General features: G+C 72.8%; 18 protein-coding genes. 9 read left to right on the top strand and 9 right to left on the bottom strand.

Going from position 1 to position 23,750, the window contains the following annotated elements; all coding sequences use genetic code 11:
• Positions 1-263 precede the first annotated feature (263 nt).
• Together ACYQ77_RS17480 and ACYQ77_RS17475 are read right to left on the bottom strand one after the other, a co-directional pair.
• Complete coding sequence (locus ACYQ77_RS17480) at positions 264-710, bottom strand: acyl-CoA thioesterase (protein ID WP_459712510.1); 447 nt, start codon at positions 708-710, stop codon at positions 264-266.
• Positions 711-717: 7 nt separating this feature from the next.
• The gene (locus tag ACYQ77_RS17475) at positions 718-6,534 is read right to left on the bottom strand and encodes a type I polyketide synthase (RefSeq protein ID WP_459712508.1); all 5,817 of its coding nucleotides are present in this window, start codon (positions 6,532-6,534) and stop codon (positions 718-720) included.
• A 291-nt stretch (positions 6,535-6,825) separates the two neighbouring features.
• Between ACYQ77_RS17475 and ACYQ77_RS17470 the strand changes: the two genes are divergently transcribed.
• From ACYQ77_RS17470 to ACYQ77_RS17445, 6 genes are read left to right on the top strand one after another with little or no spacing between them, the layout of a single operon-like run.
• A complete protein-coding gene (locus ACYQ77_RS17470; RefSeq protein ID WP_459712506.1) occupies positions 6,826-7,821 on the top strand; it encodes a DUF1702 family protein in 996 nt (331 codons plus the stop codon).
• Positions 7,818-9,788: a CRTAC1 family protein gene (locus tag ACYQ77_RS17465; protein ID WP_459712503.1), complete on the top strand. Its 1,971-nt coding sequence runs from the start codon at positions 7,818-7,820 to the stop codon at positions 9,786-9,788. Before ACYQ77_RS17470 ends, ACYQ77_RS17465 begins: the two co-directional genes overlap by 4 nt.
• Positions 9,789-9,793: 5 nt before the next feature.
• Complete coding sequence (locus tag ACYQ77_RS17460) at positions 9,794-10,822, top strand: enediyne biosynthesis protein (protein WP_459712501.1); 1,029 nt, start codon at positions 9,794-9,796, stop codon at positions 10,820-10,822.
• Complete coding sequence (locus tag ACYQ77_RS17455; protein WP_459712499.1) at positions 10,819-12,201, top strand: cytochrome P450; 1,383 nt, start codon at positions 10,819-10,821, stop codon at positions 12,199-12,201. Before ACYQ77_RS17460 ends, ACYQ77_RS17455 begins: the two co-directional genes overlap by 4 nt.
• A gap of 27 nt (positions 12,202-12,228) precedes the next feature.
• Complete coding sequence (locus tag ACYQ77_RS17450) at positions 12,229-13,434, top strand: class I SAM-dependent methyltransferase (RefSeq protein ID WP_459712497.1); 1,206 nt, start codon at positions 12,229-12,231, stop codon at positions 13,432-13,434.
• 9 nt (positions 13,435-13,443) lie between these two features.
• A complete protein-coding gene (locus tag ACYQ77_RS17445) occupies positions 13,444-14,466 on the top strand; it encodes a carboxymuconolactone decarboxylase family protein (protein WP_459712495.1) in 1,023 nt (340 codons plus the stop codon).
• A gap of 97 nt (positions 14,467-14,563) precedes the next feature.
• On the opposite strand, the gene ACYQ77_RS17440 is transcribed toward ACYQ77_RS17445, so the two are convergent.
• Both ACYQ77_RS17440 and ACYQ77_RS17435 read right to left on the bottom strand, forming a co-directional pair.
• Entirely contained in the window at positions 14,564-16,087 is a 1,524-nt protein-coding gene (locus ACYQ77_RS17440) for a multicopper oxidase family protein (protein ID WP_459712492.1), read from the bottom strand.
• The gene (locus ACYQ77_RS17435) at positions 16,084-16,506 is read right to left on the bottom strand and encodes a hypothetical protein (protein ID WP_459712489.1); all 423 of its coding nucleotides are present in this window, start codon (positions 16,504-16,506) and stop codon (positions 16,084-16,086) included. The genes ACYQ77_RS17440 and ACYQ77_RS17435 overlap by 4 nt, the downstream gene beginning before the upstream one ends.
• An 89-nt stretch (positions 16,507-16,595) precedes the next feature.
• Here ACYQ77_RS17435 and ACYQ77_RS17430 point away from each other — a divergent pair, with 89 nt between their 5' ends.
• The 3 genes from ACYQ77_RS17430 to ACYQ77_RS17420 are packed head-to-tail and all read left to right on the top strand — an operon-like array spanning position 16,596 to position 18,244.
• Positions 16,596-16,928 (top strand): PadR family transcriptional regulator, encoded by a 333-nt coding sequence (locus ACYQ77_RS17430; protein WP_459712487.1) that lies wholly within the window; start codon positions 16,596-16,598, stop codon positions 16,926-16,928.
• Positions 16,925-17,593 carry a permease prefix domain 1-containing protein gene (locus tag ACYQ77_RS17425; RefSeq protein ID WP_459712484.1) on the top strand — a complete coding sequence of 223 codons (669 nt, stop codon included), beginning with the start codon at positions 16,925-16,927 and terminating at the stop codon, positions 17,591-17,593. The genes ACYQ77_RS17430 and ACYQ77_RS17425 overlap by 4 nt, the downstream gene beginning before the upstream one ends.
• A 36-nt stretch (positions 17,594-17,629) precedes the next feature.
• Positions 17,630-18,244, top strand: a complete 615-nt coding sequence (locus tag ACYQ77_RS17420; protein WP_459712483.1) for a GNAT family N-acetyltransferase — start codon at positions 17,630-17,632, stop codon at positions 18,242-18,244.
• On the opposite strand, the gene ACYQ77_RS17415 is transcribed toward ACYQ77_RS17420, so the two are convergent.
• The 5 genes from ACYQ77_RS17415 to ACYQ77_RS17395 all read right to left on the bottom strand — a co-directional run bounded on the left by ACYQ77_RS17415 (position 18,198) and on the right by ACYQ77_RS17395 (position 23,647).
• Entirely contained in the window at positions 18,198-19,076 is an 879-nt protein-coding gene (locus tag ACYQ77_RS17415; RefSeq protein ID WP_459712481.1) for a cytochrome c biogenesis CcdA family protein, read from the bottom strand. The two genes, ACYQ77_RS17420 and ACYQ77_RS17415, sit on opposite strands and share 47 nt — an antisense overlap.
• Positions 19,076-19,654: a redoxin domain-containing protein gene (locus ACYQ77_RS17410; RefSeq protein WP_459712479.1), complete on the bottom strand. Its 579-nt coding sequence runs from the start codon at positions 19,652-19,654 to the stop codon at positions 19,076-19,078. The genes ACYQ77_RS17415 and ACYQ77_RS17410 overlap by 1 nt, the downstream gene beginning before the upstream one ends.
• Positions 19,655-19,714: 60 nt before the next feature.
• Positions 19,715-20,902: an FAD-dependent oxidoreductase gene (locus ACYQ77_RS17405; protein ID WP_459712477.1), complete on the bottom strand. Its 1,188-nt coding sequence runs from the start codon at positions 20,900-20,902 to the stop codon at positions 19,715-19,717.
• Positions 20,899-21,468 carry a TetR/AcrR family transcriptional regulator gene (locus ACYQ77_RS17400; RefSeq protein WP_459712476.1) on the bottom strand — a complete coding sequence of 190 codons (570 nt, stop codon included), beginning with the start codon at positions 21,466-21,468 and terminating at the stop codon, positions 20,899-20,901. Before ACYQ77_RS17400 ends, ACYQ77_RS17405 begins: the two co-directional genes overlap by 4 nt.
• A 376-nt stretch (positions 21,469-21,844) precedes the next feature.
• The gene (locus ACYQ77_RS17395) at positions 21,845-23,647 is read right to left on the bottom strand and encodes a rhamnogalacturonan lyase (protein WP_459712474.1); all 1,803 of its coding nucleotides are present in this window, start codon (positions 23,645-23,647) and stop codon (positions 21,845-21,847) included.
• Positions 23,648-23,750 lie beyond the last annotated feature (103 nt).

Below are 23,750 nucleotides of genomic sequence, written 5' to 3'. Positions count from 1 at the left end.
GGTCAGGTCGTATTTTCGTGATCGGATGTGAGGCCCGGACCAGGTCTGACGGTACGAGTCTCTCACATCGCTGGACCGTTCCCGGCGAACCCGGTCGAATGGCGGTGTCCGCGCACTGGAATTCGACATGAAACTGTTCGGCCGCATTCCTGGTGATCGTCATTGGTGATCGTCGCGAAAAGCGCGGGCACGAACACGTCGACCAGGCCGGGTGCGGCCTGGTCGACGTGCCGGTGTTCGGTTGTGCGCCGTGGCGCCCGCGGTCAGTTCGCGCTCACCGCGGTGGTGGTGTAGGGAACGAGTGCCTCACGCAGTTCGGCGGGCACCCGGGTCGGGACCGTGTTGTTGTTGGGGCCGCGCATGCACGCGATCCGCTGCTTGCCCCGCGCCACGAGCGCCTCCTGGTCGTCCTTCACCTGCACGTAGTCGAAGGCGAACTCGATCTGCGTCTGCGTCAGCTCCTCCAACCGCAGCCGTACGCTCAGCTCGTCGAAGGCGGCGATCTCGGCGAAGAACTCGCAGCTGGCCTGGAGCGTGAACAGCTTCAGGTCGTCCTGCATGATCTCGGTCATCACCGACGGCGCCTTGTCCCTCAGGAACTTCTCCCGGCAGTGCCCCTGCCACCTCAGGTAGTGGACGTAGTACACGTTGCCGACGAAGTTCGTCTCCTCGAACCCCACCCGGTGCCGGATCTCGAAGTAGCCGGCCATCGCTCACTCACCCTTCTCCCGACAGGACGGCGAACACGACCGGGTCGGACAGGTCGTTGAGGGTGGTCACCCACGTGGCGATCCTGGCGTCGCCGGACGACAGCACGATCCAGCCGTCCGCCGAGACCCGGTCGACCGTGAGGTCCCGCGTCGTCGTACCCGTCTTGCGCAGGCACTCCAGCGCGGACCAGACCCGCGTCCCCGCCGTGTCCGCAGCCTCGCCGGACTCCGCGGCCACCAGGTCGCGGACCCGGCCCAGGTCGGCGCCGAGCAGGCCGGCCCAGTCCTCCTCGGTGCGGTGCACCACCGTCTCCACGTCACAGCCGAGGCGGCCGGCACCGGTCACGACCAGGCTCACGCCCGCGCCGTGCGACGCCGACACCGCGGCGCCGTCGATCTCGGGCTTGCCGTCCGGCCGGTACCGCACGGTCACCTCGCGGCCGAGCGCACGGCTCGCGGCCAGCTGCGTCTGCGCCCGCCGGTCCGACGGCGTGCCCGGGTCCGGGTCCGGCTCGACGACCACCGACCGGCTGCCGCCGAGCTCCCGCTCGAGCGCCCGCTCCAGGTAGCCGGACAGCATCGCCGACACCCACGGGCCCGAGCTGTCCTTCTGCCGCACGGCACGCAGCGTGAGCCCCTCCCACCGTTCGACCACCCGGCCGTCCGGTTCGAGCACGTCGATGTCGTAGACGTAGCTGTCGCCGTCCTGCGCGCGCTCGCGGGCGTCCAGCACCACGTACTCGACGTGCTGGTCGGCGGGCTCGGCCAGGTACAGCCGCGCCACCCCCTGCGGCAGCAGCGTCGCGTCCGGCACGCAGCACTGGAGCGCGTGCATCACCGCGTCGCGGGTGCCGGGGTCGGCCAGCACCTGCTCCTGCGGCAGGTAGGCGGCGAACCACGGCGCCGGGGTGGTGGTGCCCAGCTCGGCGACCGCGTGCCGGGCGTTCGCCCGCCGGTAGCCGAGCACCCGCTGGAACCGCTTGCCCTGGAACATCACGCCGCCGTACAGCTCGGTGACCGGGTCGACCGGCACCAGCGGCAGCGCGACCGCGGGCCGCGGCGTGCCGGGGTCGGGCACGCCCGGCCGGGGCAGCCGCAGCGTGGCGCGGAAGTGGTCGGCGCTGAACCCGGTGTCCTCGGCGCGGATGGCCACCGCCACCGTCTCGGTGTCGCGGACCAGCGCCGCGAGCCGCATGGTGGTCGTCGTGCCCGGCCGGACCACGATCGGCCGCAGGAACTCGACGTCCTCCAGCAGCGGGGCCGCGGTGCGGCCGAGCACGGCGGTCGCGACCTGGGCCATGGCCTCCATGCCGACGACGGCGGGGAACAGCAGGTCGCCGTCCAGCAGGTGGTCGGACAGGTACGGGTCGCTGCCCGCGGACAGCTCGACCTCGGTGACCAGCTCGACGTCCGGGTAGTTCACGAGCACCCGGTCGACGAACCTGGTCAGCGGCAGCTCCCGGCTCGTGTCCAGCGGCAGGGTCGGCAGGCCGCCCATCCGGCCGGTGATCGTCACCACCGGGCCTGCCGACTCGTCCGCGAGCACCTGGCGCAGCACCTTCAGGCCCTCCTCGACGGAGATCGGCGTGATGCCGTCCCGCACGAGTGCCTCGACCACGCCGAGCCGCTCGCCCATGCCCGCGCCGGACCAGACCGACCACTCCATCGCCAGCGCCCGCGCGTTCGGGTGCCTGCGCTGGAAGTCGACGGTCAGCTCGGACATCCAGTCGTTCGCGGTCGAGTAGTGCGCCTCGCCGCGCAGCCCGGCCCGGCCGATGATGCTGCCGAACGTGACGAGCAGCTTGATCCGGTCCTCGGCCACCGCGTCGAGCACCGCCCGGAGCCCGGCGATCTTGACGGCGAGCGTCTGGTGGAACCGCTCCTCGGAGAGGTTGCCGAGCGCGGACGGCTCGTTGCGGCCCGCGCCGTGCATGACGGCCGTGATCGGGCCGAGCCCCGCCTCGAAACTGGCGACGGCCGCGGCCACCTGCTCCGGGCTCGTCACGTCGGCGCGCTCGTACTGGCAGGTCACGCCCGCCGCGGTCATCCTGGCCAGGTTGGCCGCGATCTCCTCGTCGTCGGCGGGCGCGTCCCGGCCGACGAGCGCGAGCTTCGCGCCCGAGTCCAGCGCCATGACCAGCGCGCACTCCGCGGTGATGCCCTTGGCGCCACCGGTGACCAGCAGGACGTCGGAGCTGTCCAGCGGGGTGCCCGCGACCTCATCGGCGGGCGGCTGCAGCACGGTCAGCACCGGCGTCGTCCGCTGCCCCTCCTCGGTGTAGCGGACCTCGCTGAACGTCGTCGTCGCCGCGGCCTCGGTGATCACCCGCCGCACCGCGTCGTCGACCTCGGCGGCCGTCGACGGGGCGAGGTCGGGCAGCGACACGATCGTCGTCGGCACCTCGGCCGCCTCCAGGAACGCGGTCCTGACCAGGCCGGACGCGCCGTAGCGGTGCTGCACGGCGACGAACCGGGTGCCGGGCGCCGCGGCGACGGCCGCCTTGCCCGCCGCCAGGATCAGGCCGACGTGCTCCTCACCGCTGTCCGGCAGGCACAGCAGCACACCGTCGCCGATGCCGGCCTCCTCGAGCGCGACCCGCAGCCGCTCCGCGAGCGGGTGACCGGCAGGCGCGTACACCTCCCAGCTGCCCGCCGGGCCGGTGCCGACGTCCACCCTCGGCGTCCTGGCCGGCACGTAGTCGACGGAGAACGGCCGCACCCACTGCCCGACGCCCGCGACCTCGTTGCTGCCCGTGTCCGCGCCGTCCGAGGACTCGGCCAGCTCGTCGATCAGCTTGGCGAGCTCGCCGAGCGTCACGGTCGCGAAGTTGGTCGTCGCCTCCAGCGTCGGCAGGCCGAGCTGGCGGGTGGCGTCGTTGACGAGCTGACCGACCGTGATCGAGCTCAGGTGCAGGTCGTCCAGCGGGTGGGTGGCCGCGGTGACGGTGTCCAGCGGCAGCTCGACGCGCTCGGCGGCGAGCTTGCGCAGCAGGTCCAGCGTGGACGGCCCGTCGCCGTCGGCCGCCTCGGCGGCCTGTTCGGCCGCCGCGGGGGCGGCCGGCTCGAGCGCGCCGAACTCGGTCAGCCCGACCGACAGGTCCGGCGCCGCCTCGCACGGGCTCGCCAGGAACGTGAACGCGCCGTCCAGCGGCAGCGGGCGCACCACCCGGTCGGTGAACAGCGCGGCGGTGTCCACCTTGGCGCCCAGCGCGAACGCGGCGCCGACCACCGACAGCAGCGGGGTGAGCGAGGCGTTGTCGGTGTCGACCGACAGCACCGGGGTGTCCGGCGCGATGTCGCGCAGCAGGCCGGCGAGCACGCGGCCCGGCCCGACCTCCACCGCCAGGTCGGCGCCCTCGGCGGCCCTGGCGGCCGCCTCGTGGAACCGGACCGGGAACAGGACCTGGTCGCGCAGCAGCACGCGCAGGTCGGTGCCGGGGTCGAGCAGGTCGCCGGTCACCGTGGACGCCACCGCGCGGGAGGGCGCGGTGAAGTCGAACTCCGCCAGCCGGTCGGTCATCGCGATCGACGCCGGCTCCACCAGCGGCGAGTGGAAGGCGTGCGAGACGTTGAGCCGGTTCGCGGTGATGCCCGCGGCCCGCGCCCGCTCGCACACGCGGTCCACCGCACCGGCGTCACCCGCGATCACCGTCTGCTTCGGCCCGTTGTACCCGGCGATCACCACCGGGTCGCCCCCGAACAGCTCCTCGGCCTTCGCGGGCGTGGTGGCGAGACCCGCCATCGCGCCGCCGCCCTGGCTCGCGTTCGCCATGACCTCGCCGCGCGCCTTCGCCAGCCGCAGCACCTCCTCGTCGGAGAGCGCGCCCGCCCACGACAGGGCGGTCAGCTCGCCGAGGCTGTGGCCGACGGCCACGTCCGCGTCCACGCCGAGCGAGCGCAGCACCCGCAGCGCGGCGACGGACCCGGCGACGATGCGCGGCTGCGCCACCTGGGTGGCCACCTGGTCGCCGCCGATGGGCACGCCCGCCGTGGCGAACACGTCCTCCGCGGCGGCGAAGCGGCGGCGGATCGCGCCGACGGCGCCCCGCCCGGAACCCTGGCCGGGGAACAGGTAGGCGATCTTCGGCGCGGTGGTGCCCTGGTCGAGGTACACCCCGTCCGCGGTCGCCAGCCGCTCCTCGCCCGCGTCGATCGCCGCGACCAGCCGCTCGAGCTTCGCGACGGCGTCCTCGGGGCTCGTGGTGACGACCGCGGCGCGGACCGGGCCGCCGGACAGCTGCGCGGACAGCTCCGCCGCCAGGTCGGCGACCTCGGCGAACGACACCTTGGCCACCACGTCGGCGAGACCGGCGACGTGCTCGCGCAGCGCCGCGTGGTCGACGGCGTCGAACAGCAGCAGCTCGGCGTCCTGGCGGCCGCTGTTGAGCGTGCCGACCTCGGCGGGCAGCGCGGTCCGCCGGTTCGTGCCGGGCGCCTGCTCCAGCGCGATGTGCGTGTTGATGCCACCGAAGCCCATCGCGGACACACCGGCGCGGACGGGCCGGTCGGCGGGCCACAGCTCCGGCGCGCTCGGCACGTACAGCGCCGGGTCGTCGCCGGTGAGCTTCGGGTGCGGGTCGTAGTGCCCGGTCGCGGGCGGGATGACCTGGTGGTGCACCGCCAGCGCCGCCTTGATCAGACCGCCGACGCCCGCCGCGGCCTTCGTGTGGCCGATGTTGCCCTTCAGCGAGCTGATCGCGGCCGCGGGGGCCTCCGGGTCGGAGTTGCGGCGGGCCGAGCCGATCGCCTCCAGTTCGGTGGCGTCGCCCAGCGCGGTGCCGGTGCCGTGGCCCTCGAAGTAGCCGACGGTCTCCACGCCGTAGCCGGCGCGCGTGTAGGCGCGGCTGATCGCGAGCCGGTGGCCCGCGGCCTCCGGGCGGGTGATGCCACCCTTGCCGTCCGACGACATGCCCCAGCCGGTGATCGACGCGTAGATGCGCAGACCGCGCGCGATCGCGTCCTCCTCGCGCATCAGCACGACGACGCCGGAGCCCTCACCCGGCCAGAAACCGTTGGAGTCGGCGTCGTAGATCTTCATCTCGCCGGACGCCAGCGCCCCGGTCTTGGCGAAGCCGATCACCTCGAACGGGTCGATCGACAGGTCGACGCCGCCCGCCAGGCAGACGTCGAGGTCGCCGTCGGCGAGCGCCTTCGCGGCGGTCGCGACGGAGATCAGCGACGACGAGCACGCGCCGTCCACTGTGTACCCGCCGCCGCCGAGGTCGAAGTAGTTGCAGATGCGGCCCGCGATGGTGTTGGCGAGCCCGCCCGCGAGGGTGTCCTCGTCGATCGCCGGGAACGGCGCCTTGTACACCGGTTCCAGGTCGCGCAGGAACGCGGCCGTCTCGTCGTCGTCCCACCCCTTCGCGGCCAGCGCCGCGGCGAGCGTGCGCCGGACGTACGGCCAGCGCAGCCGCATCAGGTTCGCTCTGGAGAACTCGCCCGTGAGGCTGTTGCCGAAGACCACACCCGTGGACTGGCGCGGCAGCCCGGCCGCGTCGGGGAAGCCCGCGTCGGCCAGTGCCGTCGCGGCCACGTCCAGTGCCAGCCAGTGCGTGAGGTCGGTCGACCGGTAGGTGCTGCCCGCCACCTTGTACTTGAGCCGGTCGAACTCGAAGTCCCGCAGCACCGCCGCTTTCCTGGAATAGAAGCGGTCCGGCGCGTCCTGGTCCGGTGAGTAGTAGTCCGCCTGGTTCATCCGCTGGTCGGGCAGCCTGCGGAAGGCGCGGCGCCCGGCCAGGACGTTCTCCCAGAGATCTTCGGTGCTGGAGGCGTCGGGGTAACGAAGTCCGATGCCAACGATCGCGATCCGCTCGGTGCTCAACCTGTACCGCCTATTCTCGACGACCACTCGACCTGAAGCGGCGCTGGAATTGTGCGCCGCGCCGCACACGCGGCAATGAAGCCGAGTTCGGCGACAGTCCTCGACACGCGTTCATCTGCCTCGTCAAGGTTGCCAAAGCGGTGCGGGGCCTGCCATCTCCTCGTGTGCCGTCCACCTGCGCCGGAGAAAGCGTGACAGCGCATCGGCGGAGATGCGCGGTGCCGAGCACGCGCCTGACTCTGGTTCAAGAGAAATCACGGCATCGTTTTGCTGATGGTTAGGGGATGGCACTTGAGCAGTTCATGGCGGGCGCTGCGGCGGCGCCTTCTCACACCGAACGTCGTCGAGACCACTCTCGACAAGCGCGGCTTCCACAAGAAATCTCCGGCCGCGCAGGAACGACTGGAGACCGTCGGCAAGACATTTCTCACCGGATACGCCCACGCCGTGGAGGCACGCACGCCCGCCGACGCGGAGGCGCGGATCGAGGAGCTGCCCGGCTGGCTGCGCGGGTTCGCCTACGAGGGCGCCGGCATGGGCCTCGCGATGCTCGACGGGCTGCCGTTCGGCCGGTCGGACCACGCACGCCGGTTCTTCGCGACCGAGAAGGGCGAGACGTACAAGTACCTCGCGTACGTCGGGATCGGCTGGGCCATGGCGCGGCTGCCGAGGTTCCGCTGGCCCAAGCCGTCCACTCTGGACCCGGTGCTGGTGCCGCTCGTGCTCGACGGCTACGGCTTCCACCAGGCCTACTTCCACACCGCGAAGTACCTCGACGGCAAGTACCAGGACCCGAGGTTCCCGTGGCCGGGCGGCGCGCACGGGCACTACGCGAACCGCGCCATCGACCAGGGCATCGGCCGCGCGTCGTGGTTCGTCCGCGGCACCGACCCGGTCCTGGTCGCCGACCTGCTCGACACGTTCCCCGAGGAGCGCCGCCCCGACCTGTGGGCCGGTGTGGGGCTCGCGGCCACCTACGCGGGCGGCGGGGACGACCGCGCCACGGCCGAGCAGGAGCTGCGGACGCTGCGGGCCCGCGCGGGCGAGTACCGCGGCAACCTCGCGCAGGGCAGTGCGTTCGCCGCGAACGCACGCGTGCGCGCGGGCATCGTCCCGGCCCACTCGGAGCTGGCCACCGAGGTGCTCTGCGGCACCACCCCGCAGGAGGCGGCCCGGCTCGCCGACGAGCTCCGCCCCGAACAGCCGGCCGGCGACAAGCCGGCCTACGAGGTCTGGCGGCAGCGGATCGCCGACGCATTCGTTTCCCTTGGAGGTGTGAACACATGACCCGGGTACTTGGCATGCTGCGCAGGCAGCTGACCGGTGTCATCGCGCTCGTGGTCGTCGTCGCTCTCTACTTCGTGGTCACGCTGCCGCAGAGCTCGGCGGACACCAGGAACGCGATGGCGGACGACTACGCGTTCACCGAGCACAGCGTCGCGCTGCCCGCGTCGGACAAGCAGCAGTCGATCCGCCAGGTCAACCAGGCGTACAAGCACATCGACGCGTGGATGTCCTCGGTGGGCGCCGCGGTCGCGATGAACGACCTGGACGGCGACGGCCTGCCGAACGACCTGTGCGTGGTGGACCCGCGCACCGACCAGGTGATCGTGACGCCCGTGCCGGACGCGCGCGGTGACCGGTACCAGCCGTTCGAGCTGACCCCGGACCCGTTGCCGGTCAACGACGTGATGGCGCCGATGGGCTGCGTGCCCGCCGACCTCAACGAGGACGGCAGGCTGGACCTGCTGATCTACATGTGGGGCCGCACCCCGGTGATCCACCTGCAGACCGCGGACCACGACGGGTTCTCGGCGGCCGCGTTCGTCGCGACCGAGGCCGTGCCGGGCGACAACGCCGACGGCGACGGGGAGTACGACGGTCCGCAGTGGAACTCCAACGCGGCGACCGTCGCGGACTTCGACGGTGACGGCCACGACGACGTCTTCGTCGGCAACTACTTCCCCGACAGCCCGATCCTCGACGCGAGCAAGGACGGGGGCGTGGAGATGAACCACTCCCTGTCGCACGCGCAGAACGGCGGCGGCAAGCACATCCTGCTGAACAAGGGCGCGACGGCCGGTGCGAACCCGACCGTCGACCTCACCGCGGCACCGGAGGACGCGCTGCCCGAGGAGGCCCGCCACGGCTGGACGCTCGCGGTCAGCGCCAACGACCTCGACGGCGACCTGCTGCCGGAGCTGTACATCGCCAACGACTTCGGCCAGGACCGGTTGCTGTACAACCAGTCCACGCCGGGCAAGGTGAGCTTCAGCAACGTCGAGACCACCCGCACCCCGGGCACGCCGAAGTCCAAGCGGATCGGCGAGGACTCGTTCAAGGGCATGGGCGTCGACTTCGGCGACACCAACCACGACGGCCTGTACGACGCGTTCGTGTCCAACCTGACCGTCACGTGGGGCATCGTCGAGAGCAACTTCCACTACATCAACAAGGCCAAGGACAAGGCGGACCTGCGTGCGCAGCTGCGGGACGGCGAGGCGCCGTTCGCCGACGTCAGCGGCGGCGACGGCACCGCGTGGTCCGGCTGGTCGTGGGACAACAAGCTCGCCGACTTCGCCAACCGGGGTGAGCTGGACATCGCCGTGACGAACGGGTTCATCCGCGGGTCGACGAACCGCTGGCCGCAGCTGCAGGAGCTGGCGATGGCCAACGACTCGCTCGTGTCCAACCCGTTCTTCTGGCCCAACGCCAACGCGGGCGACGACATCGCGGGCAGCGAGACCCTGCGCTTCTTCGTCAAGGGCGAGGACGGCCGCTACACCGACCTGGCGCCGGAGCTGGGGCTCGCCGTGCCGATCCCGACCCGCGGCATCGCCACCGGCGACGCGGACGGCGACGGGCGGCTCGACTTCGCGGTGGCCCGCCAGTACGGCGAGCCGGTGTACTACCACAACGAGGCGCCGGACCCGGGTGGCTACCTGAACCTGGAGCTGGTCCACGAGCAGGCGGACGTCGTCGGGGACGCCCCGGCCGCGGGCTCGCCCGCCACCGGCGCGCAGGTCACGGTCACCACGGCGGACGGCACGAAGTACGTCCAGCGCGTCGACGGCGGCAGCGGCCACGGCGGCAAGCGCAGCACCGAGGTCCACATCGGACTCGGGGCGGCGCAGGGCCCCGTGCAGGTGTGCCTGGAGTGGCGTGACCGCCAGGGCAAGACGCACAAGCAGGAGTTCCAGCTGAGCCAGGGCAAGCACCAGTTCGTGCTCGGCGACACGGCCGAGGAGGAGTGACGGAAATGGTCGTCCAGGAAGCGAAGCCGGGCGGCGGGAACCCGCCCGCAGGCGAGCCGCCGAAGCTGCGCGAACCCAAGCACATCACCGCGCTGCGCAGGTTCGCCATCTCGATCACGCTCTTCAACATCGCCGGGTACATCTTCCTCGGGTTCGAGCAGCCGTGGATCTGGCCGTTCGTCGCCATCGCCACCGGCTACACCGTCGAACTCGTGCTGGAGAAGATCGGCGCCCGGGTCGAGGGCCGCGCGCCCCGGTACGCGGGCAACGGGTTCAAGGGCCTCATGGAGTTCCTGTTCCCCGCGCACATCACCAGCATCGCGCTGAACATGCTGATCTACGTCAACGACCGCATCTGGGTGATGATGTTCGCGGTCACCCTCGCGGTGGCGGCGAAGTGGATCCTGCGCGCCCCGGTGCGCGGCAAGCTGAAGCACTACATGAACCCGTCCAACTTCGGGATCCTCATGGTGCTCGTGCTGTTCCCGTGGGGCAGCATCGCGCCGCCGTACCACTTCACCGAGGGCCTGAACGACATCGGCAGCTGGATCCTGCCGGGGATCATCATCATCACGGGCACGATGCTGAACGCGAAGCTGACCGAGCGCATGTGGCTGATCGCCGGGTGGCTGAGCTTCTTCGCCCTCCAGGCGATCGTGCGCGGCATCCTGTTCGACACGGCGATCCCGGGCGCGCTCGCGGTCATGACCGGTGTCGCGTTCATCCTCTACACCAACTACATGGTGACCGACCCCGGCACCACGCCGTCCAGGCCGGGCGCGCAGTTCGCGTTCGGCGCGGGCGTCGCCGTCTTCTACGGCCTGTTCATGGTCATGCACATCGCCTACGGCCTGTTCCTCGCCACGGCGATCGTGTGCCTGATCCGCGGCATGTTCCTGTGGAGCCTGCACTTCGTGCACAAGGCGGCCGCGCAAAAGGCGGAGGCCGAGAAGCAGAAGGCGGCTCCGCCGCTCGCGGCGGTCACCGACGTCGCCGACGACGGCGGGCCCGCGGCCCGCCCGGCGGCGGCGTGACCGCGAGCGGTGGCCGCGTACCCCCAGGGCCGCCCCGGCGGGCGGCCCTGGGGATCCTCCGCAAACTCCGTGCGGACCGCCTCGGCCTGATGGGCGAGGCGGTCCGGGAGTACGGCGACGCGGTGCGGGTGGCGATCGGACCGAAGACGCTCTACATCTTCAACCACCCGGACCACGCGAAGCACGTGCTCGCGGACAACGCGGCCAACTACCACAAGGGCATCGGCTACACGGAGGCCAAGCGCGCGCTCGGCGACGGGCTGCTGACCAGCGAGGGCGCGCTGTGGAAGGAACAGCGGCGCACCATCCAGCCGGTGTTCCAGCACAAGCGGATCGCCGGGCAGGCGGACGTGATCATCGACGAGGCGCTCGGCCTGGTCGACCGGTTGCGCGCCCGCGCGGGCGCGCCCGCACCCGCGGACGTGCTCGCCGAGGTCACCGCGCTCACCCTGGGCGTGCTCGGCGCCACCCTGCTCGACATCGACCTCGGCGCGTACGACGGGGTCGAGCACTCCTTCGAGGCCGTGCAGGACCAGGCCATGTTCGAGATGGAGACGCTCGGGCTGGTGCCGAGGTGGCTGCCGCTGAAGGGACAGCGGGCGTTCCGTTCGGCGCGGTCCCACCTGCAGGAGGTCGTCGGCGTCCTCGTGGCGCACCGGAAAGCCAACCCGTCCGCGGCGGGCGACGACGTGCTGACCCGCCTCATCGCCTCCACCGCCAAGGAGGACGACCGGCGGGTCGCCGACCGCCGCATGCGCGACGAGCTGGTCACGCTGCTGCTGGCCGGGCACGAGACGACGGCGAGCACCGTCGGCTGGACGCTCGACCTCGTCAGCAAGCACCCGGAGGTGCGCGCCAGGCTGCACGAGGAGGCGGTGGCCGTGTACGGCGACCGCAGGCCCGCCTACGCGGACCTCACCAAGCTGCGGTACACGCACATGGTGCTGCAGGAGGCGATGCGGCTGCACCCTCCCGTGTGGATCCTGCCGCGCCGCGCGGTCGCCGAGGACGAGGTCGGCGGCTACCACGTGCCCGCCGGCGCCGAGGTGCTGATCTGCCCGTACACGCTGCACCGGCACCCGAGGTACTGGCCGGACCCGGACAGCTTCGACCCGGAGCGGTTCGACCCGGACACCCCGGTGACCCGGCCGCGCTACGCGCACATCCCGTTCGGCGCCGGACCCCGGTTCTGCGTCGGCAACCACCTCGGGATGATGGAGGCCACCTTCATCATCTCCACGCTGATGCGTGACCTGAAGCTCGCGCGGGTGCCCGGTTTCTCGGTCACCCCGGAGCCGATGATGTCGCTGCGCCTCGGCGGCGGCCTCCCCATGTTCGTCCACGACTGGAGCACGGGCGCTGGTCGCGCCGCGGCCTGACCCGCGCACGGAAAGCCGGTGAACACCATGAGCAACCCCGTGGCAAACCCCTACGGCCCGCCGGAGGAGCACCCGAAGGTGGCGGAGTTCGCGCAGCTGCGCGCGGCGATCCCCGACGAGCGGGTCCGGGACCTGTTCCCGTACCGGTTCCTGGCGGTCAACGAGACGTTCGCGCGGCTCGTCGACGCGACCGCGCACGGGATCCTCGACGCGATCGGCGCACTGCCGTCGAACGCGGGCATCTCGGTCCAGCAGGCCAAACGGGACCTGCAGATACCGTGGCGCCGCACGATCCCGCTGACGTTCCTGTACGAACGGCTCACCGACTCCGGGATCCTGGAGGCGGAGGGCGGGAAGTACTACCCGGGACCGGCGCGGCCGCAGGAGTTCGCGGCCGTCGCGGAGGAGCTCGCGGTCCGCGAGCCGGGCGCCGCGGTGGCCGTGGACATCCTGCGCACGCTGGTCGACGAGGCGAAGCTCTTCTTCTCCGGCGAGGCGACCGGCGACGAGATCCTCTTCGCGCCGGCCAAGCTGCCGCTGTGGCTGAAGTACTTCCACAACGACAACCCGCTGTACGCCATCAACAACACCGTCGGCGCGGAGGCGCTCGCCCGCCTGGTGCCCGAAGGTGGCGGCCCGTTCGAGATCCTCGAGATCGGCGGCGGGTGCGGCAGCGCGGCCGAGTTCGCGCTGCGCAAGCTCGGTCCCGCCGTGACCAGGTACCGGTTCACGGAGGTCGCCGAGACCTTCGCCCGCCACGGCGACAAGGCCGCGCGGGCCGCCGCGTCGCCGTCGACGGTCGTGGAGACGGCACGGCTGGACATGACCCAGCCGTGGGCGGCGCAGGGCGTCGAGCCGGGCACCTTCGACGCGGTCTACTCGGTCAACTGCTTCCACGTGGCGCCCGACCTCGACTTCGTGATCGGCGAGGCGGTCAAGGCGCTCAAGCCGGGCGGCACGGTCGTGGTGTCGGAGTGCGTGCGGCCGACGAAGCTCGCCCGGCCCATCCACGCCGAGATCATCTTCGACTTCCTCGACAGCTTCACCGACGTCGCCACCGACCCGGTGAAGCGCCCGACGCACGGCTTCCTCACGCCGGCGGCGTGGCGCGCCACGTTCGAGGCGGCCGGTCTCGGCGATGTGAAGGTCCTCCCGGACGTGGACGCGATCGCCGAGAAGTACCCGGACTTCGTGGTGGGCGCCGTGCTGGCGCGCGCCGTCCCGTCGACCTGAGGAGCACGGATGGTTGCGAAGCTCGTCCGGTTCGCGGTGCGCCGGTCGCTGAACGACACCCGGCACGTGCGGGTCGTCAAGCGCAGGCACGCCGAGGGCGTGGTGGCCGAGGTGTACCGGCAGGTGGAGCGCGACTTCAGGATGCTCGCCCCGCCGGTCGCCCTGCACTCGGCGGCACCGGACACGCTGGCCGCGGCGTGGATGGTCCTGCGGGAAACCCTGCTGGCGCGGGGGGCCGCCGACCGGGCGGGCAAGGAGGCGGTGGCCACCGGCGTGTCACTGGCGAACGCGTGCCCGTACTGCGCCGACGTCCACGGGATGACGCTGGACGCCATCCCGGACACCGCGCACCGCGACGCCTACGAGGAGTGGGCGCGCTCGTCGGCGACGGGACCGGCCGAGGCGCCGTTCCCGGCCGCGCAGGCCGCGGAGCTGATCGGGGTCGCGGTCGCGTTCCACCACTACAACCGCATGGTGAACGTGTTCCTGAGCGACTCGCCGTTCCCGTCGCACGTCCCGGAGTCGGCGAAGCCCAAGGCGCGAAAGGTCCTGGGCGGAGTGCTGCGGCCGGGCCCGGACGGTGCCGAGCCAGGCACGTCGGTGGACCTGCTGCCCGCCGTCCCGGTGCCGGACGATCTGGCGTGGGCACGGGGAAACCCGGTCGTGGCCGACGCGTTCGCCCGCGCGTACGCCGCGATCGAGACGGCGGGCACCCGCTCGGTACCCGTCGCGGTGCGCGACGTCGTCCGGACCCGGCTGTCCACGTGGGACGGCCGGGCACCGGGGATCAGCCGGTCGTGGGTCGCGGACGAGGTGGCCGGCCTGGCGCCGGAGGACCGCCCCGCAGGCCGGCTCGCACTGGTGATCGCGTTCGCCTCGTACCAGGTGGACGACGAACTGGTGACGGACTTCCAGCGCACCGCCCCCGGCGACGGCACGCTCGTCGAGCTGGCGGCGTGGTCGAGCATGTCCGCCGCCCGGCGCGTCAGCACGTGGCTCGCCGCCCCGGGTTCGTCGTCGGCCGCCGCCTGACGCGGGTGAGCCGTGTCCGGTGAGGCGGGTTTGCCGTGGCTGGTGGTGTCCTGAACGCGCCTTACCGGACGCGCGAAGCCCGCCCGCCGCGCACCGGTCACACCGTCCGGACCGTCGCCATCATCGCCATGTCCTCGTGTTCGAGGTTGTGGCAGTGCATGACGAACCGCCCGGTGTAGTCGGTGAACCGGACCGCGATGTCGACCACCTCCGCGGGGCGGATGTCCACGGTGTCCTTCCACCCGGCGTCGAGGTCGCCCGGGGGCCTGCCGTCGCGGCGCAGCACCTGGAACGGGTCGAGGTGGACGTGCACGGGGTGGTGCACGTCGGTGACCAGCCGCCAGATCTCCACCTCGCCCAGCCGGGTGTCCGCGTGCGAGTCGCCCGGGGCGAACGACCTGCCGTTGATCGTCCAGCCGCGGTGGTCGCCGGTGACGCCGCGGCTGAACCGGAACGTGCGCATGCGTGCCCCGGCCGGCGGCGCGACCGGCTCGACCTCCGCGAGCCGGTCGGGAACACGGCTGTCGTCACGCGCGCGGCGGACGACGTGGAACCGCATGACGTCCGCCGTGGTGCCGGTGCCGAGGCCGTTCGCCAGGGTGACCTTCGTGCCCACCGGCACCCGCGAGAAGTCCACGACCACGTCGAACCGTTCGCCGGGTGCGATCTCGATCGCCTGGTGCGTCACGGGTTTCGCCAGCAGGCCGCCGTCGGAGCCGATCTGCGTCCACGGCAGGTCCGGTCCGTTCTCGACGGTCAGCGCCAGCCGGTACCTGCGAGCGTTGGACGCGTTGAGCAGGCGCAACCGGTACCGCGCCGCGTCCACCTCGTGCTCCGGCCACGGCGCGCCGTTGACCAGGACCACGTCGCCCAGCACGCCCTCCATCCACTCGTCCCGCACGCCCGCCACCGACCGCATCTCCTGGTCCAGGCCGGGATACGCGAACGAGCCGTCCTCGTCGAACGACCGGTCGCAGATCATCAGCGGCAGCTCGCGCTCGCCGCGCGGCAGGGGGAGCGCGTCCTCCTCGTCGTCGCGGACCAGGTGGAAGCCCGCCAGGCCGCGGTACACGGCCGGGCCGGTGAAGTCCATGCGGTGGTCGTGGTACCAGAGCGTCGCCGCGCGCTGTGCCATCGGGTAGCGGTAGTCCCGCTCGCCGTCGCTGGTGTCGCCGGTGCCGTGGTGGCCCCGCCAGTCGCGCTTGTTGCCGACGGGCAGCACCAGGTCCAGCGGCCACCCGTCGTGCTCGTGCGGGGTGTGGCCGCCGTGCAGGTGCACGACCGTGGGGACGGCCAGCTCGTTGCGGTGCCGGACGACGACCGGCGTGCCGCGCCGGGACTCGATCGTGGGGCCGGGGAAGATGCCGTCGTAACCCAGGACGGGCGTGCGCAGGCCGGGCAGGATCTCCACCTGCGCCATGCGCTGGGTGATCAGGTACCGGTCGGGACCCACGGGCCGGGCCACCGGCGGCACCGGCAGCGGCACGCGGAACGGCTTCGGCAACCGGGCCGTGCTGACGAGCTGTTCACCGGTCTGCCCGGTGCCCGCGAGCCCGCACCCGGCCAGCGCGGCGCCCGCGGCGGCGCCGGACAGGAGCCCGAGGAACGACCGCCGGTTCACCGCGCACCCCCACGCGGGCGGGCCGCGGACGGGGACCACACCCAGACGGCGAGCAGCGCGGACGCCACCGCGATCGCGACGCCGAGCGGCACGTGCGCGCCGAGCACGCGGGTGGCGCCCAGCGCGACCTGCCCCCCGACGGCCAGGAACAGCACCACCATCACCGGGAGCACCCACAGCCTGCCGCGGCGCACCACGTAGGCGACCGCCGCGGCGATCAGGACCAGCGACGCCGTCGCCACCAGGCCGCCGACGGCGCTGTGCACCTCGATGGCGTCGACGTTCCCGGTGAGGAACAGACCCGCGAGCACGGGCTGCGCCAGCACCAGGACCAGGTGGACGGTCACGGCCACCCGCAGGACCCACAGGGACAGACGGGGCCGGCGGTCTGTCCCCGCCGGCCGGACAAGAGTGTTCACGTCCCGGGACGGTATGTGTAGGCAGACTACTGGTGCATCGGGGATGTCCCTGATTGTGACCCGGGCCCCGTTGCGTAGAATCCCTACCTGTGCGACCCGCAGCCGTACGCGGCCACCTCGACGCCCTGATCCTCGCCGTGCTCGAGGACGGCCCGAGGCACGGCTACGCGATCATCGAGGCGCTGCAGGCCCGCAGCGGCGGTGCGCTGGACCTGCCGACGGGCACCGTGTACCCGGCGCTGCGGCGGCTGGAGCGGGCCGCGATGCTGTCCGGTTCGTGGAGCAGCGTGGGTGGCCGCGACCGGCGCACCTACACGCTCACCCGCGCGGGCAGGCACGCGCTCGCGCGCCAGCGCGCGGAGTGGACGGAGTTCACGACGGTGGTCGACGCGGTGCTGCGGCCGGCGGGTGGTGTGTCGTGACCACGGCCGACCCGATCGCCGAGTACGTCGTCGCGCTCGCCCGCGCACTGCACGGCCCGCGCCGCACCCGCCGCAGCATGGTCGCGGAGGCGCGGGAGGGCCTGATCGACGCGGCGGAGGCCTACCGCGCGGGCGGCGCGCCCCCCGAGCGCGCCGCCGCCCTCGCGGTGCGGGACTTCGGCACGGTGCCCGAGGTCGCACCGTCCTACCAGGACGAACTGACCGCGCGCCAGGGCCGGTGGGCGGCCGTGCTGTTCGCGCTGGTGTTCCCGGGGATGCTGCTCGGCTGGGACCTGCTGTGGTCCTCCGGCGCGGTGCGCAGGGACGCGGGCGGCACCCCGGAGCTGGTCAGGGTGCTGGCGGCCGTGCAGGACGTGCTGACCGTGGTGGTCGCCGCGGCCGCGCTCGCGCTGCTCGTGACGACGTTCCGGCGCACGGTGTCACCCCGCCGCCTGACGAACGCCATCGGCCTGACGGGCGCGGTGGGCGCGGGGCTGTGCGGCGGCACCTCGCTGGCGATGAACGTGGCGGGCGGCCGGTCCACCGTGGACCTGCTCACCGCCAACCCGGCCGCGGTGGCGGCCTTCGCGTGCAGTGCCGTGGTGATGGTCCTGCTCGTCTGGCTGGGGCTCCGCACGCTGACCGTCGCCAAGGCGGCGGACTGACCGCCGCCGTCGTGCCCGCGCGGCCATAATGGCGCCGTGCACACGCCGATCGAGCCCGGCCAGGTGACGGTCGTCCCCGCCAACGAGGCCTCGTGGGACGACCTCACCGCGATCTTCGGCAAGGCCGGTTACGCGGCGCGCTGCCGCTGCCAGCGGCTCAAGGTGGAGGGCTGGATCTGGCGCGACAGCACCCAGGAGGAGCGGTTCGCGCTGCAGCGGGAGCAGACCGCGTGCGGCGACCCGGCCGCGGCGGCCACCAGCGGCCTGGTGGCCTATGTGGACGGCGCACCGGCGGGCTGGGTCGCGGTCGAACCGAGGACGGCGTACCCCAAGCTGCGCACCACCCGCATCCCGTGGACCGGCCGCGCCGAGGACAAGGACGACGACGGCGTCTGGGCGGTGACGTGCTTCGTGGTCCGCACGTCCCACCGCGGCCGCGGCCTCATGTACCACCTCGCCAAGGCCGCGGTCGACCACGCGCGCCGGCGCGGGGCCCGCGCCCTGGAGGGTTACCCGATGATCACCCAGCCGGGCAAGGAGGTGACGTGGGGCGAGCTGAACGTCGGCGCCCGCCAGGTCTTCGAGGAGGCCGGGTTCACCGAGGTCAGCCACCCCACGCTGCGCCGCGTGGTGATGCGCGTCGACTTCTGACCGCCCGGCGCCTGCCGGCGAGGAACACACCGCCCGCCACGAGCACGACCAGGGCGACGACGAACGGCAGTGGCCCGATCGCGTCCACCCACTCGACGAGCGTCGACTGGACCGCGCGCGCCCCGTCGACCACCGGGTCGGCCGCGGTGCCGTCGCCGTGGAAGAGGCGCAGCTCGTAGTAGCCGTAGTAGCCCACGTACGCGCCGGTCACCAGCAGCAGCACACCGCCGATCCTCGGCACGTGCTCCAGCACGCGGCGCACGCCCGCCGCCACCGCCGTGCTCGCCAGCGCGGCCGCGACCGCCAGCACCGCGACCACGAGCCCCATGCCCAGCGCGTACGCCACGAACGTGGTGAGCCCGCTGGTGAGGTCGCCGCCGCGCAGCGCGATGCCGGTCGCGGCGAGGAACGGGCCGATCGTGCACGACAGCGACGCGACCGCGAACGCGACGCCGTACCCGGCCATCGACACGAGCCGCGTCGACGGTGCGCCGCGCGCCGGTTTGGGCAGCAGCAGCGTGAGCTGCCTGCCCGCGAGCAGCAGCACCCCGACGACGACCATGACGACGCCGATCACCACCGTCACGACCGGCAGGTACCGCTGCAGCGCGCCGCGCAGCGGCAGGCTCAGCAACCCGAAGATCCCGAACACGGCGACGAAGCCGGCGGTCATCAGCGCCCCGGCCGCCAGCGCCCGGCCGACGCGCGCGACCCTGGTCGCGTCGTCGCCGCCCGCGACCACCATCGTCAGGTACCCGGGCAGCATCGCGAAGCCGCACGGGTTGACCGTGGCGAGCATCCCCGCCGTGAGCGCGAACAGCAGCTCGTCCATCAGCCCAGCTCGCCGACGCGGGCGAGCAGCTCGTCCGCCTCGAGCTGGCTGGTCTCCGTCTCGACCGTGCCGTCGGCGCTGATGAACGCGTACGCGGGCTGGTAGGTGACGCCGAACCGCCGCCACACGGCCGCGTCCGTGTCGGCGATGTGCGGGAACGAGCCCAGGTCGTACTTCCGCACGAAGTCCCGCATCGCCGCCACCTCGTCCTGCGCGGCGACACCCACGAACGCGACGTCGCCCGCGGACCGCGCCGCCGCCGCGATCGTCGGCGCCTCGGCCTGGCAGTTCGGGCACCACGGCGCCCAGAACCACAGCACGGCGGGCTTCCCGGCGAGCGACTCACCGGAGAAGTCCTTGCCGTCGACCGTCTTCGCGGTGAACCGCAGCTGCTCCGGCACGACCGCCTCGGGCGCCGGGGCCGCGGCGGTCGCCGAGGAGGCGGTCGCCGTCGTCGTGGTGGTGGCCGGGGCCGAGGCCGGGGTGCCGCCACCCGCCGCGGGCCGGTCGTCACCGCAACCGGCCAGTACGAGACCGGCGCTGATCGCCAGCACCGAGATCGAGCGCAGCCGTGCCATCGAGGTCCTCCCTGTCCGTTTCGTCCACCGCATCATGCCGTGTGCACGGCCGGTGAACTCTTACGAACCGGTGACGTGCGCACCCCGCCCCGACTCGACGACCGCCGCGGGCTTGCCCGCCAGCGACCGGCCGACGAGCCGGTCCACGCCGGGCAGCCCGGACAGCGCGAGGACCGCCCGCCGGACCCGCAGCTGCGCGGGCGAGCGGGGGAGGAACCAGCGGGCCCCCTTGCGCGCGGTCAGCTGCTTCTCCGCGACCACGGGCCGCCACCGCCGCTCGTAGGCGTCGAGACCGGCGAGCCCGGACCGGTGCAGCTCCTCGGCGAGCAGGTAGGCGCCGGCGATGCCCAGCGACGCGCCCTGCCCGGCGAGCAGGGAGACGGCCGCGCAGGCGTCACCGGCCAGCACCACCCGGCCGCGGTGCCAGCGCGGCATCTCGACCTGGGCGACGTGGTCGTAGTACACGTCGTGACCCGGTGGGCACTGCGCCAGCGCGTCGGGCACCACCCAGCCGAGCGAGCCGTACTCGGCGCGCAGCGCGGCCCGGGGGTCGCCGGGCAGCGTGCCGTCGGTGGTGCGGTGGACGGCGAACGCGGCGACCCGGCCGTCGCGCAGTCCGTACAGGCCGACCTGCCGGTCGACCGAGTCGGTGAGGCAGAACCGGTCACCGACCCGCGCGCGGATGGCGGGGTCGCGGAACGTCCACGCGGCGGTGTGGAAACCGAGGTGCCGCAGGAACTCCCGCTCCGCGCCGAACACCATGCCGCGCACCGCGGAGTGGACGCCGTCCGCGCCGACGAGCAGGTCGGCGGTGAGCACCTCGCCGTCGGACAGGGTGACCCGCACCCCGTCGGCGAGGTTGTCGACGTGCGCCGGGCTGGTCGCGTACCGCACGTCGACGTCGGCGGGCAGGCTCTCCCGCAGGGCCGTCTCCAGGTCGGGACGCATGATGCTGAGCAGGCGCCCGCGCACCGTCCGCGCGAACCGCGCGAACCCCAGCCGGGCCCGCGGCCTGCCGTCCGCGTCGACGAACTGTGCTTCTTCCAGGACGTACCCCAGTTCCCGCAGCCGCGGCAGGAGCCCCATCGCCTCGGCCGCGTCGTAGCCCGGCCCGAAGAAGTCGATCATGTAGCCCTGGGCGCGGGGACCGGGCGCCTTCTCCAGCACCACGACCGACCACCCCAGGGCGGAGAGCCGATGCGCCAGCGCCAGCCCGGTGATCCCGGCGCCGCAGATCACGACGGTCATGGTCGTCCTCCCACGAGACGGGTGAGCACGGGGGTGATCGCCTCGGCGGTCAGCGCGGGGTCGAGCGCACGCTGCAGGACGAGCCCGTCGATGGCCGCACCGACCACCGCGGCCGTCGCCGCGGGCGCCGCGACGCCGTGGTCCCCGAGCCACGCGGCGAGCCGGGCCCGGAAGTCCGCGATCACCTCGGCCACCGCGGCCCGCAGGCCGGGATCACGCGTGGCGGCGAGGTAGGTCTCGGTGAACAGGACCGAGGTGGGGTCGTCGCCGGTGTACGGGTCGAGCGCCGACGCCAGGGCGGCCATCGCCCCGGCCGGGGTGGTCGCGCGGGCGAGCGCGGGTTCGAGCATGGCGCCGACGTCACGCATCGCGGTCAGCGCGGCCTCGGACAGGAGGGCCTGGACGGAGGAGAAGTGGTAGTGCACCAGCCCGGGCGCGACCCCGGCGCGGTCGGCCACCACGCGGGTGCTGACCGCGGTCCAGCCCCGCTCGGTGATCAACTCCACCGCCGCGGTGAGCAGTTTGCGGCGCACCTCTCTGCCTCGTTCCGCCGCTGTCGGCGCCATGCCCCACCCCGTGTTGGTCGATTGCCTTGGACGATCGCCCAACACTAGCACGGGGCCACGGTGGACAGCCTGGGAAGGTCGCCTCCGGGTGCGCCGCTGCTTTCGGAACCGGCCTTCGCGACAGGTGTCCCGCCTTCCGGGTGGTGCGAGATCGCCTCCGGGAGCGCCTCCGCGAGGTGGGCGCTGTGCGAACGGGACCCTCGGGAAGGGCATTCCGCGAGGGCGCGCCTTTGCTGCGAGGCCACCCGCCTCGGCGTGGGGTCGCGAGGTTGTTGGGGACCGACCCCCGGGAGGTAACCGACACGACGAGGGCTTCACAGGGCGGTGCGGTTCTCGTCTCGCGGAGTGCCTGGGGAGTGGCGCCTCCCCGCGGACGTCAGCCGATCGCGAAGCTCGGGTGCGGGGGCTGGTTGTAGCCGCTGTTCTGCCACGCGATCGCGAGCCGGTACTGGCGGTCCTGCATGAGCGACGGCCTGCTGATGCTCGTCGGGTCGGTGGTCGAGTAGATCCGCAGCGCCCGGTTGTCGCTCGTGCGCCAGATGACCTCCTCGCGCCAGTCGCCGAGGATGTCGGCCTGCAGTGCCGGGGTGGCCTTCGTGCCGTTGTTCGACGCGACGCCCGACCCGGTGAGCAGGCGGGTGTCGCCGCCGGTGCCGTACTTGTCGATGTGCGTGCCGTCGAGCAGCTCGCGCTGGGCGTCGCCGTCCCACCAGATCACGAAGTTCGCCGAGCCCGGTTTGCGGGACGCGACCTGGCTGCCGTTGGCGCCGTTGCGCAGTCCGGCGACCGCCGAGGACCACGCCTCCGCACCGGGGCTGCCGGACCAGATGTCCGCCGCCACGCCGCGGCCGTTGTCGCAGCCGCACGACGGGGCGCTCCAGATGATCTGACCGGTCCGCGCGTCACCCATCCAGTGCGCGGGGTCGCTGCCCGACTCCGACGGTTTGAACACCTCGAGACCCGCGCGCGACGGGATGAGGTCACCGACGTGGTAGGCGTCGCCGTGGTGGGTGTTGTTCTGCCACAGGCCGTAGCCGTTGTCGTCGATCGCCATCGAGCCGTACATGATCTCGTCGCGGCCGTCGCCGTCCACGTCCGCCACCGACAGCTGGTGGTTGCCCTTGCCGGTCCACGCCGGCCCGTTCGTCGACGAGCTGGAGTCGAACGTCCACCGGCGGGTGAGCGCGCCGCCCCGGAAGTCCCACGCGGACACGACCGACCGCGTGTAGTAGCCGCGGGCCATGACGATGCTCGGGCGTGCACCGTCCACATAGGCCGTGCCGGCGAGGAAGCGGTCCACGCGGTTGCCGTAGCTGTCCCCCCACGACGCGACGTTGCCGCGCGGTGGCACGAAGTTCTCGGTGTCGAGCACGGCGCCGTCGGTGCCGCGGAACACCGAGAGGAACTCCGGGCCCGCGAGCACGTACCCGGACGAGTTGCGGTGGTCGGCACTTCCGTCGCCGATGACCTGGCCGGTGCCGGACCTCGTGCCGTCCGCGGTCTTCACGGCCACCTCGGCGCGCCCGTCACCGTCGTAGTCGAACACCTGGAACTGCGTGTAGTGCGCGCCGGAACGGATGTTGCGGCCCATGTCGATCCGCCACAGCCGCGTGCCGTTCAGCCGGTACGCGTCCAGGTAGGTGTTGCCGGTGTAGCCGGACTGCGAGTTGTCCTTGGCGTTGGACGGTTCCCACTTCAGCACGATCTCGTACTGCCCGTCGCCGTCCAGGTCGCCGACGCTCGCGTCGCCCGCGTTGTACGTGTAGCTCTCGCCGGACGGGGTCGTCCCGCCCGGCGGGATCTGCAGCGGCACGTCGGTCGAGGTCGCGAGGAACGACACCGACCCGCCCGACGGCTGACCCTCCACGCCGCCGCGCACCGGCCGCACCGTGTACGTCGCGCCCGCGGGCGCGTCCGCGTCGACGAAGTTCGTGCCCACCGGGGCCGCGTTGACCTTCCGGCCGTCGCGGTAGACGTTGAACCGCAAGCCGTCCCCGTCGCCGGCGAGCTGCCGCCAGCTGACGAAGTTCCCGTCCCCGGACCGGACGCTCACCACTCCCCGGTGCAGCGCGTCCGCGTGGGCGGCCGGCCGGTCGGCGTGTGCCGGTGTGCCGACGACGACGGCGCCGAGCAGGGCGAGGGACGTGCCGAGCACGACCGTCCTGACCGTTCTGGGCATGGCTCAACTCCGAGGCAGGGGATTTTGGGAGCGCTCACAGCGCGCTTGGTGAAAAGTGGTAGCACCCGGTTCGAGCGGGTGTCAACGCAGGTCGGGGGCATCG

The organism is Actinophytocola sp. KF-1 (assembly GCF_054661535.1).
The sequence above is the reverse complement of the archived record's forward strand: the minus strand, read 5'-3'. Positions and strand labels throughout refer to the sequence as shown.